12 protein-coding genes are annotated in these 14,430 nt (G+C 73.1%); 9 read left to right on the top strand and 3 right to left on the bottom strand.

Going from position 1 to position 14,430, the window contains the following annotated elements:
* The first annotated feature begins 74 nt into the window (after positions 1-74).
* Positions 75-1,643, top strand: a complete 1,569-nt coding sequence (locus ABZ385_RS26240; protein WP_358913502.1) for a hypothetical protein — start codon at positions 75-77, stop codon at positions 1,641-1,643.
* A 19-nt stretch (positions 1,644-1,662) separates the two neighbouring features.
* Here ABZ385_RS26240 and ABZ385_RS26245 read toward each other — a convergent pair whose 3' ends face one another.
* A complete protein-coding gene (locus ABZ385_RS26245) occupies positions 1,663-2,937 on the bottom strand; it encodes a phosphodiester glycosidase family protein (protein ID WP_358578738.1) in 1,275 nt (424 codons plus the stop codon).
* Between the two features lie 70 nt (positions 2,938-3,007).
* Complete coding sequence (locus ABZ385_RS26250) at positions 3,008-3,400, bottom strand: DUF779 domain-containing protein (RefSeq protein WP_358578740.1); 393 nt, start codon at positions 3,398-3,400, stop codon at positions 3,008-3,010.
* 119 nt (positions 3,401-3,519) lie between these two features.
* Between ABZ385_RS26250 and ABZ385_RS26255 the strand changes: the two genes are divergently transcribed.
* The gene (locus ABZ385_RS26255; RefSeq protein WP_358578742.1) at positions 3,520-4,221 is read left to right on the top strand and encodes a L,D-transpeptidase; all 702 of its coding nucleotides are present in this window, start codon (positions 3,520-3,522) and stop codon (positions 4,219-4,221) included.
* Between the two features lie 55 nt (positions 4,222-4,276).
* Here ABZ385_RS26255 and ABZ385_RS26260 read toward each other — a convergent pair whose 3' ends face one another.
* Positions 4,277-6,091 carry a choice-of-anchor A family protein gene (locus ABZ385_RS26260; protein ID WP_358913504.1) on the bottom strand — a complete coding sequence of 605 codons (1,815 nt, stop codon included), beginning with the start codon at positions 6,089-6,091 and terminating at the stop codon, positions 4,277-4,279.
* Positions 6,092-6,357: 266 nt separating this feature from the next.
* On the opposite strand from ABZ385_RS26260, the gene ABZ385_RS26265 reads away from it, so the two are divergent.
* The 7 genes from ABZ385_RS26265 (at position 6,358) to ABZ385_RS26295 (ending at position 14,417) form a co-directional block, all read left to right on the top strand.
* Positions 6,358-7,833 (top strand): esterase, encoded by a 1,476-nt coding sequence (locus ABZ385_RS26265; RefSeq protein WP_358913505.1) that lies wholly within the window; start codon positions 6,358-6,360, stop codon positions 7,831-7,833.
* Positions 7,834-7,956: 123 nt separating this feature from the next.
* The gene (locus tag ABZ385_RS26270; RefSeq protein ID WP_358913507.1) at positions 7,957-8,766 is read left to right on the top strand and encodes an SDR family oxidoreductase; all 810 of its coding nucleotides are present in this window, start codon (positions 7,957-7,959) and stop codon (positions 8,764-8,766) included.
* A 355-nt stretch (positions 8,767-9,121) separates the two neighbouring features.
* Positions 9,122-10,186: a phytanoyl-CoA dioxygenase family protein gene (locus ABZ385_RS26275; RefSeq protein WP_358913509.1), complete on the top strand. Its 1,065-nt coding sequence runs from the start codon at positions 9,122-9,124 to the stop codon at positions 10,184-10,186.
* Positions 10,168-11,487, top strand: coding sequence for a DUF6271 family protein (locus ABZ385_RS26280; protein ID WP_358913511.1), 1,320 nt, complete (start codon positions 10,168-10,170; stop codon positions 11,485-11,487). The genes ABZ385_RS26275 and ABZ385_RS26280 overlap by 19 nt, the downstream gene beginning before the upstream one ends.
* Positions 11,484-12,674, top strand: coding sequence for a type III PLP-dependent enzyme (locus tag ABZ385_RS26285; protein WP_358913513.1), 1,191 nt, complete (start codon positions 11,484-11,486; stop codon positions 12,672-12,674). The genes ABZ385_RS26280 and ABZ385_RS26285 overlap by 4 nt, the downstream gene beginning before the upstream one ends.
* Entirely contained in the window at positions 12,671-13,243 is a 573-nt protein-coding gene (locus tag ABZ385_RS26290; protein ID WP_358913514.1) for a GNAT family N-acetyltransferase, read from the top strand. The genes ABZ385_RS26285 and ABZ385_RS26290 overlap by 4 nt, the downstream gene beginning before the upstream one ends.
* A complete protein-coding gene (locus tag ABZ385_RS26295) occupies positions 13,221-14,417 on the top strand; it encodes an MFS transporter (protein ID WP_358913516.1) in 1,197 nt (398 codons plus the stop codon). Before ABZ385_RS26290 ends, ABZ385_RS26295 begins: the two co-directional genes overlap by 23 nt.
* Positions 14,418-14,430: the final 13 nt, after the last annotated feature.

Here is a 14,430-nt window from a genome sequence, read left to right on the forward strand (position 1 = left end):
GCCCTTCTTGCGGGTTCATGAACAACTGACGGTCTCTCATGGACACTTCAAGAGGCCCGTTCTAGCTTCGGCGCATGCCCAGCAGACTGCGCCGCTTCGCCCCCGCCGGTGTCCTGGCCCTCGCCGTGTCGCTCACCGGCCCCGCGCACGCCGACGACATCCCCGACGCGCCCGGGCACCGGCTGGTCGAGAGCTACGAGGGCGCGCCCGCCGCCGCCCACCCGCTGCCCGGCACCCCGCCGCCCCAGCACCCCTACCTCGCCGCCAACGGCCGCAGCGGCATGCACGCCGACGCGGCGGGCAGCGGCACGTACCCCTGGAACGGCCCGCTCGGCAAGGCGCCGACCGTCGACAGCGAGAAGATGGCGGCGCTCGGCGGCGAGTGCGCGACCGTCACCTTCGACCGCGACGGCCGCATCGTCACCGTGTGCGGCACCTTCACCGGCTTCCTCGTCAAACTGCTCGACCCGAAGACACTCGCCACCCTCGCCGAGTACAAGCTGCCCCAGCGGCCCTCCACGATCGAGGCGATCACGCGGCTGGACTTCTCCAAGATCTTCAAGGACACCTCGGGCGGGGCCTACTCCTACCTCGACCACGAGGACCGTCTCGTCCTCGCCGACTCCCGCCGGCACATCGTCAGACTGGCCCACGAGCGGACGGCCGACGGCGGCTGGCGCTTCGTCGTCGACAAGGACTGGGACCTGACCTCGCACGTCCCGCACGACTGCGTCTCGTGGATCAACCTCCACCCGAGCGGCACCTGCGACCCGGTCACCTCGGTGATGCCCGACTGGGACGGCCGGATCTGGTGGGTGACACGGCAGGGCCGCGTCGGCACCGTCGACCCCGGGTCCGGCGCCGTCCGTTCCGTGCGGCTCGACGGCGAGGAGATCCAGAACTCCTTCTCCGTCGCCGAGGACGGCGTCTCCATCGTCTCCGACCACGCCCTCTACAGCTTCCGGGCCGCGCCGGACGGGACCCCCGAGGTCCGGTGGCGCGAGACGTACGACCGCGGCACCGGCACCAAACCCGGCTCGGTGAACCAGGGGTCCGGCACCACACCCGACCTCTTCGGCGCCCGCGAACGCTACGTGGCCATCACCGACAACGCCGACGACCGCATGAACGTCCTCGTCTACCGACGCGACACCGACGTGCCGGCGGACCGGCGGCTCGTCTGCAAGGTCCCCGTCTTCGGCTCCGGCGCGTCCACCACCGACAACTCGCTGATCACCTGGGGCGACAGCCTGATCGTCGAGAACAACTACGGCTACGAGAACATCACCTCGCTCACCCTCGGCCGCAGCGTCGTCGGCGGCGTCAGCAGGATCGACGTCCGTGCGGACGGCAGCGGCTGCGACACGGTCTGGGAGAGCGCCGAGCGCGTCCCCTCCACCGTCCCCAAACTCTCCACCGCCAACGGCCTGCTGTACCTCTACACCAAGGCACCCAACCGCCTGGGAGTCGACGCCTGGTACCTCACCGCGGTCGACTTCCGTACCGGCGTGACCAGGTGGAAGCGGCTCGCCGGCACGGGCATCGTGTACGACAACAACTGGGCGCCCGTGACGCTGGGCCCCGACGGGACGGCCTACGTGGGTGTCTTCAACGGCCTGGTGGCGGTGCGGGACACGCCGTGACCCGGGCGGGGCGGGGCCGTCACGTCCGGGAGAACACGCCGATGCCGTTGGGCACCGGACGCTCCACGCCGCCGCTCGGGTGGTTGCGCACGGTCACCGCCTCGGCCCCCGGGGCCCGCGCGACCAGCGTGGACGTGGACGACACCAGGGTGGAGGAGCCGCCGCCGTCCAGACTGAAACCGTCCCGCGCCCCCAACTCCCGCAAGGTCTGAGCCATCTCGGCGATCGTCAGGCCGGTACGGAACTCGGGGGCGCCGTCGAGCGAGAGCAGCAGCAGCCGTCGGCCGCCGTCGGCGATCCCGGCCGCGGTCCGCACCGCGGAGGTGGTGTTGTCGAGCCCCGGCAGCGGCGCGCCGTCGCGCAGCACGGGGCAACCGCCGAGCGCGAAGCGGAACGGGGTGCGGGAACCGGCCGCGACCAGGCGGTGCCTGACCTGCACCCGGTCGCCCACCGACAGCTTCCGCAGCTGCTGCGCGCCCGCCTCACGGCCCACCAGCACCGTGCTGCCGGGCGCGATCTGACCGCTGCCCGGCGTGTCGGCCGACTCCACGACGCGCCCGTCGCGGACCGTCACCTCATGCGTGTCGGTGCTGCAGGGCGCGCCGCGGCTCGTGTCCGTCCCGCAGGTGGCACGCACCCGCGAGACGGCGCCCCAGTCGCCGGTGAACGCGCCGACGGAGCCCACCGGCAGCGCGTACTGGTTGAGCCCGCCCAGCGGCAGCCGCGCGTTCTTGGTGCGCACGGCCCCGTCCAGGGAGAGGTCGTCCATGCGGGCCCGGCGGTCGACGCCCACGCCGAGGACCGCCTTCGTGCTGACGCCCGGAGGCATCGCCGGGCCGAACCGCTGCCCGTCGGGCACGGCGGCCTTGAGCGCCCGGCCGCCCGTGACCGCCGGGCCCACCGGCGCGCCGGTCGCCTCGACGCCCGGATGCTGCGTCTCGCTGATGTTGAAGAAGTCGCCGTTGATCCCGCCGACGGCACCGGCCCCGTCCGCGAGCGCGGAGACCGGCGAGCGCGCGGCGACCTTGCCCGGGTACAGCAGGCCCACGGCGGTGCGCCGATCGCGCAGGTCGACGTCGAGCAGATGGGCGCGGGCGGTGCCGTGCGAGGCCGGGACGTCGAAGTACCGGTAGGCGACACCCGGCGCGATCTCCACCCCCGCCCGCCGCTCGTCCCCCACGGAACCGCTGGCCGGCGCCGCTCCCGTGAGCGCCGCACCGGCCAGCGCGCCGAGCGTGGAGAGGAGGGCGAGGGCCGTCCTGAACCGTCCGCCGTGCTGCGTCTGCCGTGTCACGTATTCCCCCTGGGGTCGGCCGGGCCACCAACTGTCCCAGTGGCACGCGGAGTTCACCAGACGGCGGTGGCTATGACCCGGCCATCCGGGAACGGATCAGGAAACGTACGCCTTCCGGGGCCTCCAGCGAGAAGCCGCTGCCCCGCCCCGGCACGACGTCCACGATCAGCCGGGTGTGGCTCCAGAGGTCGTACTGGCTCTTGGACATCCAAAAGGGTATGGGCTCGGCCACGCCCTCGACGGTCAGCGACGCGAGCCGGATGTCGGAGTCACCGGTACGGAACTCGCCGGCGGGGAAGCACATGGGCGCGCTGCCGTCGCAGCAGCCGCCGGACTGATGGAACATCAGCGGTCCGTGCAGGGCGCGCAGTCGCCGCAGGAGTTCGGCGGCGGCGGGGGTCAGCCGTACGCGGGGAGCGTCGTCCTTGCTCTCAGGGCTCTCAGGGCTCTCATGGCGGTCCATGGCAGGACTCTTCCCCTCGGCACGTTGCAACAGGGTTGCACGCCCGGCACATGGCCCAATCGTGGGATCGTCGGGTCGTGTCGCCGGGCGGGCGGCCGGGCAGCGGCCAAGCTGGGGCGATGCGCTGGGTCCTCTCGTCGATCGCCGCCCTCACTCTGGCCGTTCCCCTCCCGGCCGCCTCCGCTCCGCTCGCCGCGGCCGCCGGGCCGAAGGGCGTCCTCGCGCCCGAACCGCCGTGCCTCGCCGAAACGGCCCCCTACCAGCGCGAGCTGGAGCGTGAGCTGGGCCTGCCGGTCGACGGACGGCAGTCACCGGCCGACTGCGCGGCCATCCGGGCACTCCAACAACGCCTCGGCATCCGCCCGGCGGACGGGGCCGCGTCCCTGCGCACCTACCGCTTCGTCGTCGCGGACCGCGCCCGGCGCGACCCCGCGCAGCGGCGCGCGTGCCCCACCAGGTCCCACCGGGTGACGTGCGTGGACCTCACCCGGCAGATCCTGTGGAGCCAGAGCGGCGGCAGGCTGGTCTTCGACCCCGTGCCGATCCGCAGCGGCCGCGACGGACTGGAGACCCGGCGCGGCTGGCAGCGCATCTACTGGAAGAGCCGCGACCACTACTCCACGCTCTACGACGTCCCCATGCCGTTCGCGCAGTTCTTCAACGGCGGCCAGGCCCTGCACGGCACCCACGCGGACCTGTTCTCCTCCGGCTCGGGCGGCTGCGTGAACCTCGCCCTGCGCGACGCGGAACGACTGTACGGGCTCCTGAAGGAGGACGACATGCTGTACATCTGGGGAACGAAACCGGGCACAGGCGGCTGACGCCACCCGTGCCCGGGCCGTGGCGGGGGCCGGCCTCACCGGCCCCCGCCGCCGCTCACTTGCCCTTCTTCCCGCCGCCGCGCTCGTTGGTGAGCGTCACCGTGACGCCCTTGGCGGCATTGCCGGCGGTGACTGCATGCGGGCCGCTCACCGTCTTCCCGGGCAGCACATAGCCGTCGGGGACCGCGGTCTCCCTCAGGTAGTACGAGCCGAGGTCGAGGCCCCGGAACTCGCACCGGCCCCGACCGTCCGTCGCGCAGCCCCCGTCGACGAGCCGGTCCCGGCGCGTCCCGGTCGTCTGGAGTCCCGGCGTGCCGTTGGTCTCGCGCCACAGCTGGAAGACGGCGCCGGCCAGCGGCCTGCCGCTCTTCCGGTCTTTCTTGACGACGGTGACGCCGCCCTTCTCGACGGCGTCGTCCTCCTTGTCGTTCGTGGCCGTGACCGTCACGCCGTCGGAGGCGTTCGCCCCGGTCAGCTCGACGGGCCCGAAGATGTTCCGCGAGGGCAGTTCGTAACCGCTGGGGGCCTTGGTCTCGCGCCAGTAGTACGTGCCGGTGGGCACCGTCCGTACGCACTCACCGGAGGCCGGCGTGACGCAGGCGTCGCCGACCTCGGTGTCCGGGTCGTCGCCGCGGGTCTGCAGCCCCTCGACGCCGTTGGACTCGCGCCACAGTTCGAACTCGGCGCCCGCGAGCGGTGTCCCGTCGTCCTCGTCCGTCTTGACGATCGAGATCCGGCCGCTGGTGTCGCCGCCGCCGCAGTCGGGCAGGTCCCCGTCGAAGGGGTAGTTGTGGATCTCCTGGCCGCCGCCGCCCGTCGCCGCGCTGGTGTGGGTGAGGGAACCGGTGGTGAAGAAGCGGCCGTTCATGCCCGGCACGCTGACCGTGGTCGTCGACCGCTGATCGCCGATCAGGACGCTGCCCTGGAACTGGCCGGTGCCCTTGAACTCGACGGAGGTGGCGTCGGGGAAGTTCCACAGCAGGCGGCCGCGCAGCTTGTTGAACGGGCTGCTGTCGTCGATCGTGCCGCTGTACGTATTGATGGTGCGCCGGGTGCCGAGCACGTTCACCAGCACGGTGGCGCCCTCGGGGATGGCCGCGAAGCGGATGCCCTCCTGTCCGCCGCCACCGCTCATCAGGTCGAAGTCGACGTTGAAGACCTGGAGCGCGGAGACACCGTCCCCGGTGAACAGCGTCTCACCGCCCGCGTGCACGGCCCGGCCGGTGGGCGTGCGCGTGCCGCCCTCGGGGTGCGCGTAGCACTGGCTGGCTTCCGTCAGCTCGTCCCGCAGCCCCCGGTAGGGCGCGGCGGCTTCCGGGTCCTGGCGCAGGGTGGCGAGGATCCTCCCCGACGCGTCACCCGCGTGGCGCACGACGCCGCCCTCGGCGAGCAGCCGCTGCCCGGCGGCGACCGTGACGTCCCCTCCGGTGGTGAGCCAGTCCGCGCCCACCGGAGGCGCGACCCGGGAGCCGACACCGGCCTCGCCGACGTTGTAGACGGCGCTGGCGCCGGCCGCCTTGCGCTGGTCGAAGTCCCCGAGGACGACGACGCGTCCCTCGGCCTCCGCCGCCCGCTCGCGGACGTGGAAGTCCTCGCCCACGTAGACGTTGATGCCGTTGTCGCGCCACCGGATCGAGCCGTTGTGGACGGGCGGGTAGCCGTCGGGCGGGCAGGTGCCGGGGACGCACGGCCCGAGCCCGCCGGGCAGGGGCTTCGCGGCGGCGAAGACGGTTCTCTGCGGGGGCGGCACCGGGACGGGACCGGCCTGCCCGGCCTGCGCGGCGGGCACCGCCGCCAGAGTGCTCCCGGCCACGAGGCCGAGGAGACAGAGGTACCTCGTCCCGGACCGGGCGAGGGAAGGGGAGATCACGGGCACATCAGCTCCTCAGGGGGCGGATCGACGTGGAGGGGGCTCGCATGATCAACAGCTTGTGCCGTCCGGCCGATCCGCGCGACCCGACGAAAAGAGCACCGCGCCTGGGGCCGCGGCCCACGCGTATGGCCGGAGGCGAGAAGGCGGCGATCGCGTACAACCCTTATGGGCCATGCCGTGTCGAACAGGACGCCGGACAAGGAACGGGCCCTTTCCGGACGCCCCCGCGCCAGCCCGGCCACCTTCCTTCACAGGAGCCGCTCGTGCGCAAGAACCGTTCGGCCGCCCTCGCCGCGGCATCGTTCCTTCTGCTGACCGGGGCCGGTATCGCCGCCGCCCCTTCCGCCTTCGCCGGCACCCCTGGGGGTACGCACGCCGACGACCGCAACAGCGACTTCAACGGCGACGGATACGAGGACGTGCTGGTCGGGGCCCCGGGCGCCACGGTCAGCGGTGACAAGGGCGCAGGCCTGGTCACCGTCCAGTACGGCTCGACCAGGGGCATCGGCACCAGCAACGTCGCCCGGTTCAGCCAGTCGACGGACGGGGTCGCGGGCGCCGCGGAGGCCGGCGACGGCTTCGGCAAGACCGTCGCCACCGGAGACCTGGACGGCGACGGCTACGACGACGCGATCATCGGCATCCCCGGCGAGGACATCGGCACCACGGCCGATGCCGGCGGCGTCGCGATCCTGTGGGGCTCCAAGACCGGGCTCAGCGGGACCGCCAGCGACTGGCTCCAGGCCCAGGAGCCGGCCGCGGGCAAGCAGTTCGGCCTCGGCCTCGCCGCCGCGCACCTCACCGGCGACACGCCGGGCGACGTGCTCGCCGTACTCGACCGCGACGACCTGAACCTGTACGTCTACGAAGCCGCGCCGCAGCCCGGCGAGCCCCCGCTGCGCCGCCAGGACACCCGGCGGCTCGGCGCGGCCGCCGAGGAGCGCGACATCCTGCCCAAGTCCCTCACCACCGGGGACTACGACGACAACGGCTACGCGGACCTCGTCGTGTCCGGGGTGAGCGTGGGCGACGAGCCGGGGCACGGCTGGTCCAAGCACTTCGCGGGAAGCGCGGAGGGACTCAGCTACAAGGGCGACCTGCGCGGGGGCCCGGCGGCCGCGTCCGGTGACATCGACCACGACGGCTACGACGACCTGGTGACCGGCGAGCCGGCGTCGCCCGACGACGGCGGCGAGACCATGACCGGCGGTCTGGTCGGCGTGCGCTACGGCACCGCGGACGGCCTCGGCGAGGAGGCCAAGTGGTGGACGCAGGGCTCCGCCGGCGTACCCGGCACCCCCGAGCCCGGTGACCGCTGGGGCGCCGACCTGTCCGTCGCGGACACCGACGGCGACGGCTACGCGGACGTGGCGATCGGCGCGCCCGGCGAGGACATCGGCACCGTCGCCGACGCGGGCGCGGTATGGGTGCTGCGCGGCTCGCGGAACGGGATGACGGCGACCGGCGCCAAGTCCTGGGACCAGGACTCCGCGGACATCCCGGGCGTGCCCGAGAAGGGCGACAAGTGGGGCGCCCAGGTGCGGCTCTCGGACCCGAACAACGACGGCCGCTTCGGCCTCCTCGCGTCGGCACCCGGTGAGAACGCCGGGGACGGCGTGGTCTGGGTCCTGTCGGCGGGCTCGGGCGGCGTCACCGCCGCCGGGTCCTGGACGTACGGCGGGGCGTCGCTGGGCGCGCCGGGCACCGGGGCGGCGTTCGGCGCGGCGATCGACGAGTGAACACCGCCTGAGCGGCCGGCCGGGTTCGGGCCATCCGGGCGCGGTCGTGAGCGGGCCCTCTCCGTATGATCACGGAAGAGATCGCACCCCGCGCTCACGACCGCGTTCGGAGGCTGAACAGGCATGACGGAGAGCCGAGTTGTCATCGTCACCGGCGGCGGAACCGGCATCGGAGCGGCCACCGCCCGGCGGCTGCGGGCCGACGGGCATCGGGTGGTCGTCTCCGGCCGCCGTCCCGAGCCGCTGCACCGGGTCGCCGAGGAGACCGGGGCGCTGGCCCACCCCGCCGACGCGGCCGACCCCGAGGCGGTCGCCGGCCTGGTCGAGGCGACCGTGGCCGCGTACGGCCGGATCGACGGGGTCGTGCTCAACGCCGGCGTCGGGCGCAGCGGCGCCGTCGGGGAGCTCTCCGACGAGGACTGGGACCTGGTGATGCGCACCAACCTCACCGGTCCCTTCCTGCTGCTGCGGGCCGCGCTGCCGCACCTGTTGGCGGCGCGCGGCGCGGTCGTCGCGGTCGCGTCGGTCGCCGCCCTGCGCAACGGCGTGGCGAACGCGGCGTACGCGACGTCGAAGGCGGCGCTCCTCCAGCTGTGCCGCTCGCTCGCCGTGGACTACGGCAAGGACGGGCTGCGCGCCAACACGGTGTGCCCGAGCTGGGTGCGCACCGAGATGGCCGACCGCCGCATGGCCCGCTTCGCCGACGAGGCGGAACTGGGGGAGCGGGGGGCCGACGCGGCGTACGAGGAGGCGACGCGGCTGATCCCGGCCGGCCGTCCGGGGCGGCCGGCGGAGGTCGCCGAGGCGATCGCCTGGCTGCTCTCGCCCGCGGCGTCCTTCGTCAACGGCGCGACGCTGACGGTGGACGGCGGGGTGACGGCCATCGACCCGGGCACGGTCGCCTTCGACTTCGGGATCGTGCCGCGCCACTGACGTCCCCCGGCGACGGCTTCCCGCCCCGGCGTCGGCCGAGACGCTCCGCACGACATCAACTGGGTTCCTGACCAGGGCAGTTGAAGGCGCAAATACCGCCCCGGCCTGAGGTGAAGCGTGCGTGAACCGGGGGCGAATATCGTCGTTTTCAGCGACAAGGCGCCCAAGTCAATTGTTGACAGCGGTCGTTGGTCTAGTCCATTTTGATGGTACGCAAGTTCGACGTGGGGCGGATGTGAGACGCGCCGCCCCGGCCGACCTGACGCGGCCCGCCGGCCCGGCGCGGACCTCCCGGGGGGAGCACACCCCCTGCCGCCGTGCCCGCCCCGGAACAGACCGAACCTTGGAGCCCGCCATGCCAGCCTCCGACCGCTACCTCCACCGAGCCCCCGGCGACGTCCCGTACTTCAGCGCCGACGGCGAGACCTACCTGGCGCAGACCCAGCTGCGGGACCTGACCAAGACGCGGCCGCTCAAGGTGCTCTCCGAGGAGGACTTCGCCTTCTGGCAGACGTACGGCTACGTCGTCGTGAAGCAGGCCATCCCCACGCGGGCGGCCAAGGACCTCCTGGACTTCGCCTGGGAGTTCCAGGGGCTCGACCGGGGCCGCCCCGAGACCTGGTACGAGGAGCGCGAGTTCCGCTCGGACCTGGACCGCGAGCTGCACGTCTACGGCTTCGTCGAGGCCTACCACCACCAGCTGATCTGGGACAGCCGCCAGACGCAGCGGGTCTACGACGCCTTCACCGACGTCTGGGACTGCGACGAGCTGTGGGTGACACTGGACCGGCTCAACCTCAACCCACCCAACGTCAAGAACCGCTCCCGCTCCCTGATCGCCCCCACCGAGCGCGGCTTCGACATCAACCTCCACTGGGACGTCGACACCACCCTCGGCGTGCTGCCCCAGCGCGTGCAGGGCATCATCGCCCTGGACGACACCCGGCCCGAGCACGGCGGCTTCCAGTGCTGCCCCGAGCTGTTCCGCCGCTTCGACCGCTGGAAGGCCCTCCAACCGGACGACCGCGACCCCATCCGCCCCGCGGTCGACCAGGACGACATGCCCGTCGTCCGGCCCGAGCTGGCGGCGGGCGACCTGCTGATCTGGAACGGCCTGCTGGCGCACGGCGTCGCCCCCAACACCTCCGCGAACGGCGTGCGCGCCGTCCAGTACCTGTCGATGATGCCCGCCCTGGAGACCCACGAGGAGCTGCGCCGCTCCCGGATCGACTCCTGGCGCCACCTCACCACCCCCACCTGGAACGCCACCCTGGTCGGCGACGCCGACCGGCACGAGTCCCTGCGCTACGGCACCGCCACCCTCAACGACCTGGGCGAGAAGCTGCTGGGCCTGAAGTCCTGGACCGGGCGGGACACCGACCAGCCGATCGGGGACGCCGCATGCGCCGCATCTGCCTGACCCTGCCCACCAACCGCGCCTGCCCGCAGACCATCGCGGCGATCGGCGCGGAAGCGGCCTACGCCGCCACGCACTTCGACGTCGAGGTGCACCTGCTGATCCTGGACTCCGCCGACCCCGACACCTTCACCGCGCACGAGCGGGCCGTGCGCGCGCTCGGTGACGTCCCGCGCGTCGTCACCCACCACCTCGGCGAGCCGGAGCAGCGCGCCTTCCTGCGCCGGGTGATCGCCGGGTCCGGGAACGCCAAACCCGAGCTGCTGCTGGAGCTGATGCTCCCCGCCCGGCTCTCGTACGGCGCCTGCACCAACCGCGCGTTCCTGCTCGCCGCCGCGCTCGGCTGCGAGTCCGTGCACCGCAGGGACTCCGACAGCGAGTACCAGAGCGTCGACGGCACGCCCGTCTTCCCCGTCCACCACGAGCTGGCATCGCTCGGCAAACGCGCGGCCGACGCGGCGCGCGGCACCGTGCACACCGCCCTCGACGAGCGCCACGCCCACAAGCGGGTGTCGATGGTCGGCGGCTCCTTCGTGGGCGAACTGTCCGTCGACATCGGCGAGATACGCGCCCTGGACCCCGAGGTCTACTACGACGTGGTCGGCCTCTGGGCGCCCGGCCACTGGAGCGACGCACAGAAGCGGGAACTCGTCGACGACTCCTTCCGGGGCGCCGGCACCGAGCGGTTCACCCACGACCGAGCGACGCTGACCCTGGTCGACCCCATGCGCGTCGACATGTGCAACATCAGCTTCCACGGCGTGCACGAACGCGTGCCGCTGCCGCCCGCCACCGACACCATCGGCAGCGACTACTTCCTCATCCACCTCGTCCACGACGCCGCGCTGCCGGGCGTCCTGCACAACCGCGACATCGTCAACTTCTACACCCCGGAGCGCAGGACCGACGCCGGCTTCGTCGCGTACCAGACGCGCTTCGTCAAGTTCTTCCTGTCGATGCTCTACTTCAACGTCATCTACGAGCGCATGGCCGAGGCCGGGGAGACGCTCCTGGACGAGCGGGGCCAGGTCCGCGCGTCCCTGGTGGCCGACCTCGTCAGGCAGAGCACCGCACTCGACCGCGCCGAGAACGTCGAACGCCTGGAGCGCGTGGACACCGCCTACCGCAGACTCGGCGGCAGATACGAGCAGTTCGCCGACCTCCTCGCCACCCGCCGCGAGCGTCTCCTGGACGAGGCGCGCGGCGACATCGAGGACTTCGCCCTCCTGATCGAGGCCTGGGAGCCCCTGGTCCGGGCCGCCAGGGACGCCGGCCCGATCCGGGCGGCGGGACAGCCCGCATGAGCGCCACAACGACGCACGAGGCCATCCCGCTGTTCGACGCGCTCGCGGCCGCCGCCGAGGACCAGATCGTCTTCGACCTGCCGGGCATCGAGGAGCGCTACGAGACGCTGCGCCGCGAACTGCCCGGGGTCGCCGTCCGCTTCGCCATGAAGGCCTGCCCGGTGGACGAGGTGCTCACCCGCCTCGCCGGACGCGGCTGCGGCGTCGACGCGGCGAGCCCCCACGAGATGGAACAGGCCCTGCGCGCCGGGATCCCGGCGCGCCGGATGCACTACGGCAACACCGTCAAGTCCGACCGCGACATCGCCGACGCCCACCGCCTCGGCATGCGGGACTTCGCGACGGACAGCCTGGAGGACGTGACGGCCCTCGCGCGGCACGCCCCCGGCGCCCGGGTGTTCTGCCGCCTCGCCACCACCGGCGAGGGCGCGCTCTGGGGGCTCAGCAACAAATTCGGCTGCTCGCCCGAGGACGCCGTCGCCGTGCTGAGCGCGGCCCGCGAACTGGGTCTCGTCCCCGCGGGCCTGTCCGTTCACGTCGGCTCCCAGCAGATGACGGCCGAAGCCTGGCGCGACGCCTTCGACCGGATCGCGGACGTGGCTCACGCCCTGGCCCGGCGCGGCATCCCCCTGGACCACGTCAACCTCGGCGGCGGACTGCCCGCCCTCGGCTACCGCGACAAGCACGGCCGGGCGCTCGACCCCCCGCTGGACAAGATCTTCGCCGTGATCCGCGAGGGCATGGCGCGCCTCGGAGAGATCCCGGGCCACCGGCTCGGCTACGTCGTCGAACCCGGCCGCTACCTCATCGCCGACCACGGCGCCATCCGCGCCCACGTCTCCCGGCTGGCGGCCCGCCGCAGCCCCGACGGTGAGCGGCAGTACTGGCTGTACCTCAGCTGCGGCAAGTTCAACGGCCTGTACGAGATGGACCAGGTGCAGTACCGCCTCGTCTTCCCCTCCCACCGCGGCGCCGAGTCCGTCCCGGCCGTGGTGGCGGGCCCCACCTGCGACAGTGACGACGCCTTCTCCCACGAGGACGGCCTGGTCCCGGTGCCCAAGGCGCTGGCCTCGGGCGACCCGGTGTGGGTGCTGTCCTGCGGCGCGTACGCGACCAGCTACATGACGCGGGGCTTCAACGGCTTCCGCCCGCTGCCGTACACCTGGATAGACGGCGGGGACACGTGAACCACGACAGACGCGTGCACCACGCGCCCCTCATACGCCACATCGCCGCCGGCGACTGGCCGGACATCACCGTCCTCGAACGCGGTGCCTACAGCCGCCTCGGCCTGTCGGAGGGCCGGGCCGCGCTGGAGGCCAAGGTGAGCGCGTCGCCGACCACCTGTTTCGCGCTGGACCTGACCGGCCGACTGGCGGGCTACCTGCTGGCCCTGCCCTACCCCGAGTCCGCCTACCCGGACCTGCGGGGCGCCGAGGCCGCGCCCGCGCTCCCCTCGCGCAACCTGCATCTGCACGACATCGTCGTCGCGGAGGACCTGCGGCACCAGGGCCTCGCCCGGCTCCTGCTGAGCCACCTCACGGCCACGGCTCGTCACCAGGGGTACGAGCGGATCTCCCTGGTGGCCGTCGGCGGCAGCGAGACGTTCTGGTCGGCCCGCGGGTTCACCGCCGGACCCGTGACCCCGGCCGGATACGGCCCGACCGCCGTGTACATGTCCAGGGCGCTGCCGGCCGGGCCGGCGCCGCGCCGAGAATCGGAGAAGTGGGCTGATGCGGGTGCTCCGCGTGCGTGATCCTTTCCATCGGGGCCAGTTGGCGATCGCGGCCCTGTTCTGCTCGCTCGGCTTCCAGTACGCGACCTGGGCGTCGCGCATCCCCGCCCTCAAGAGCGGCCTCGGCCTGAGTGCGGCGGAGGTCGGCGTGCTGCTGATGGCGGCGGGAGTCGGCGCCGCGGTGTCCTTCCCCCTGGTGGCCGCGCTGATGCGGCGCCTCGGCTCGCAGCGCCTCGCGACGCTGTCGGCGCTCTGCCTGGCGCTGGCGCTCCCGGCACTGGCCGCGGCGCCGAACTACCCCCTCGCGCTGCTGGTCATGTGCGTCGACGGCGTCCTCGTGGGCTGCCTCAACGTCGCCATGAACGCCCAGGGGGCCGCCCTTGAGGCCGCCTTCGAACGCAACGCCATGGCCCGGCTGCACGCCACCTTCAGCGGCGGCTCCCTGCTCGCCGCGCTGCTCGCCTCCGGCATGAACGCGCTGACCACCTCCGTCACCGCGCACTTCGCGGCGGCCGCGGCGATCCTGCTCCTCCTCGTGGCGTACGCGCGGACCGGCCTGCTGACGGACGGCCAACGCGCGGCCCCGGCAGCCGGGAAGGGGGAGAAGAAGCGCGCCGGGAAGTGGGCGCTGCCCTCCCGCGTCACGCTGTGGATGTGCGTCGCGATGGCCTTCGGCACCGTCACCGAAGGCGCCATGAACGACTGGTCGGCCCTCTACCTGAAGGACGTCGCCGGGGCCTCCGCCGAAGTGGCGCCCCTCGGCATCGCCGTCGTCTCCGAAATGATGGTCGTGGCCCGTCTCTTCGCCGACGGCTGGCGCAGCCGCTGGGGGGACGGCCGGGTCGTCCTGGTGGGCAGCGCGCTGGCGGGCGGGGGCCTGATCCTCGCCCTGGTCAGCGGGGGACTGGTGCCGGCGCTGCTCGGCTTCGCCTGCGTGGGCCTCGGCATCGCGGCCGTCACCCCGTGCGTCTACGTGGCCGCGGCGGGCCAGGGCTCAAACTCGCTGACCCTGGTCGCCGCCATGGGGACGACGGGGCTGCTCGCCGGGCCGCCGCTGATCGGCTTCATCGCCCACGCCGGCAGCCTGGTGTGGGGCTTCACCGCCGTCGCGGCCTCGGCGCTGGTCGTGTCCGCGTGCAGCACGCGCATCCGCTGGCCCGCACCGGCGCCGGCCGAGCCGGTGAGCCAGACCTAGTCACCACCTGTCG

This window comes from Streptomyces sp. NPDC005898, from assembly GCF_040629635.1.
GTDB lineage: Bacteria > Actinomycetota > Actinomycetes > Streptomycetales > Streptomycetaceae > Streptomyces.

Excerpts from the sequence above, each read along its gene's own strand:
- ABZ385_RS26285 (WP_358913513.1), top strand. The coding sequence starts at position 11,484 with ATGAGCGCCACAACGACGCACGAGGCCATCCCGCTGTTCGACGCGCTC.
- ABZ385_RS26270 (WP_358913507.1), top strand. The coding sequence starts at position 7,957 with ATGACGGAGAGCCGAGTTGTCATCGTCACCGGCGGCGGAACCGGCATC.
- ABZ385_RS26295 (WP_358913516.1), top strand. The coding sequence starts at position 13,221 with ATGCGGGTGCTCCGCGTGCGTGATCCTTTCCATCGGGGCCAGTTGGCG.
- ABZ385_RS26255 (WP_358578742.1), top strand. The coding sequence starts at position 3,520 with ATGCGCTGGGTCCTCTCGTCGATCGCCGCCCTCACTCTGGCCGTTCCC.
- ABZ385_RS26275 (WP_358913509.1), top strand. The coding sequence starts at position 9,122 with ATGCCAGCCTCCGACCGCTACCTCCACCGAGCCCCCGGCGACGTCCCG.
- ABZ385_RS26240 (WP_358913502.1), top strand. The coding sequence starts at position 75 with ATGCCCAGCAGACTGCGCCGCTTCGCCCCCGCCGGTGTCCTGGCCCTC.
- ABZ385_RS26250 (WP_358578740.1), bottom strand. The coding sequence starts at position 3,400 with ATGGACCGCCATGAGAGCCCTGAGAGCCCTGAGAGCAAGGACGACGCT.
- ABZ385_RS26280 (WP_358913511.1), top strand. The coding sequence starts at position 10,168 with ATGCGCCGCATCTGCCTGACCCTGCCCACCAACCGCGCCTGCCCGCAG.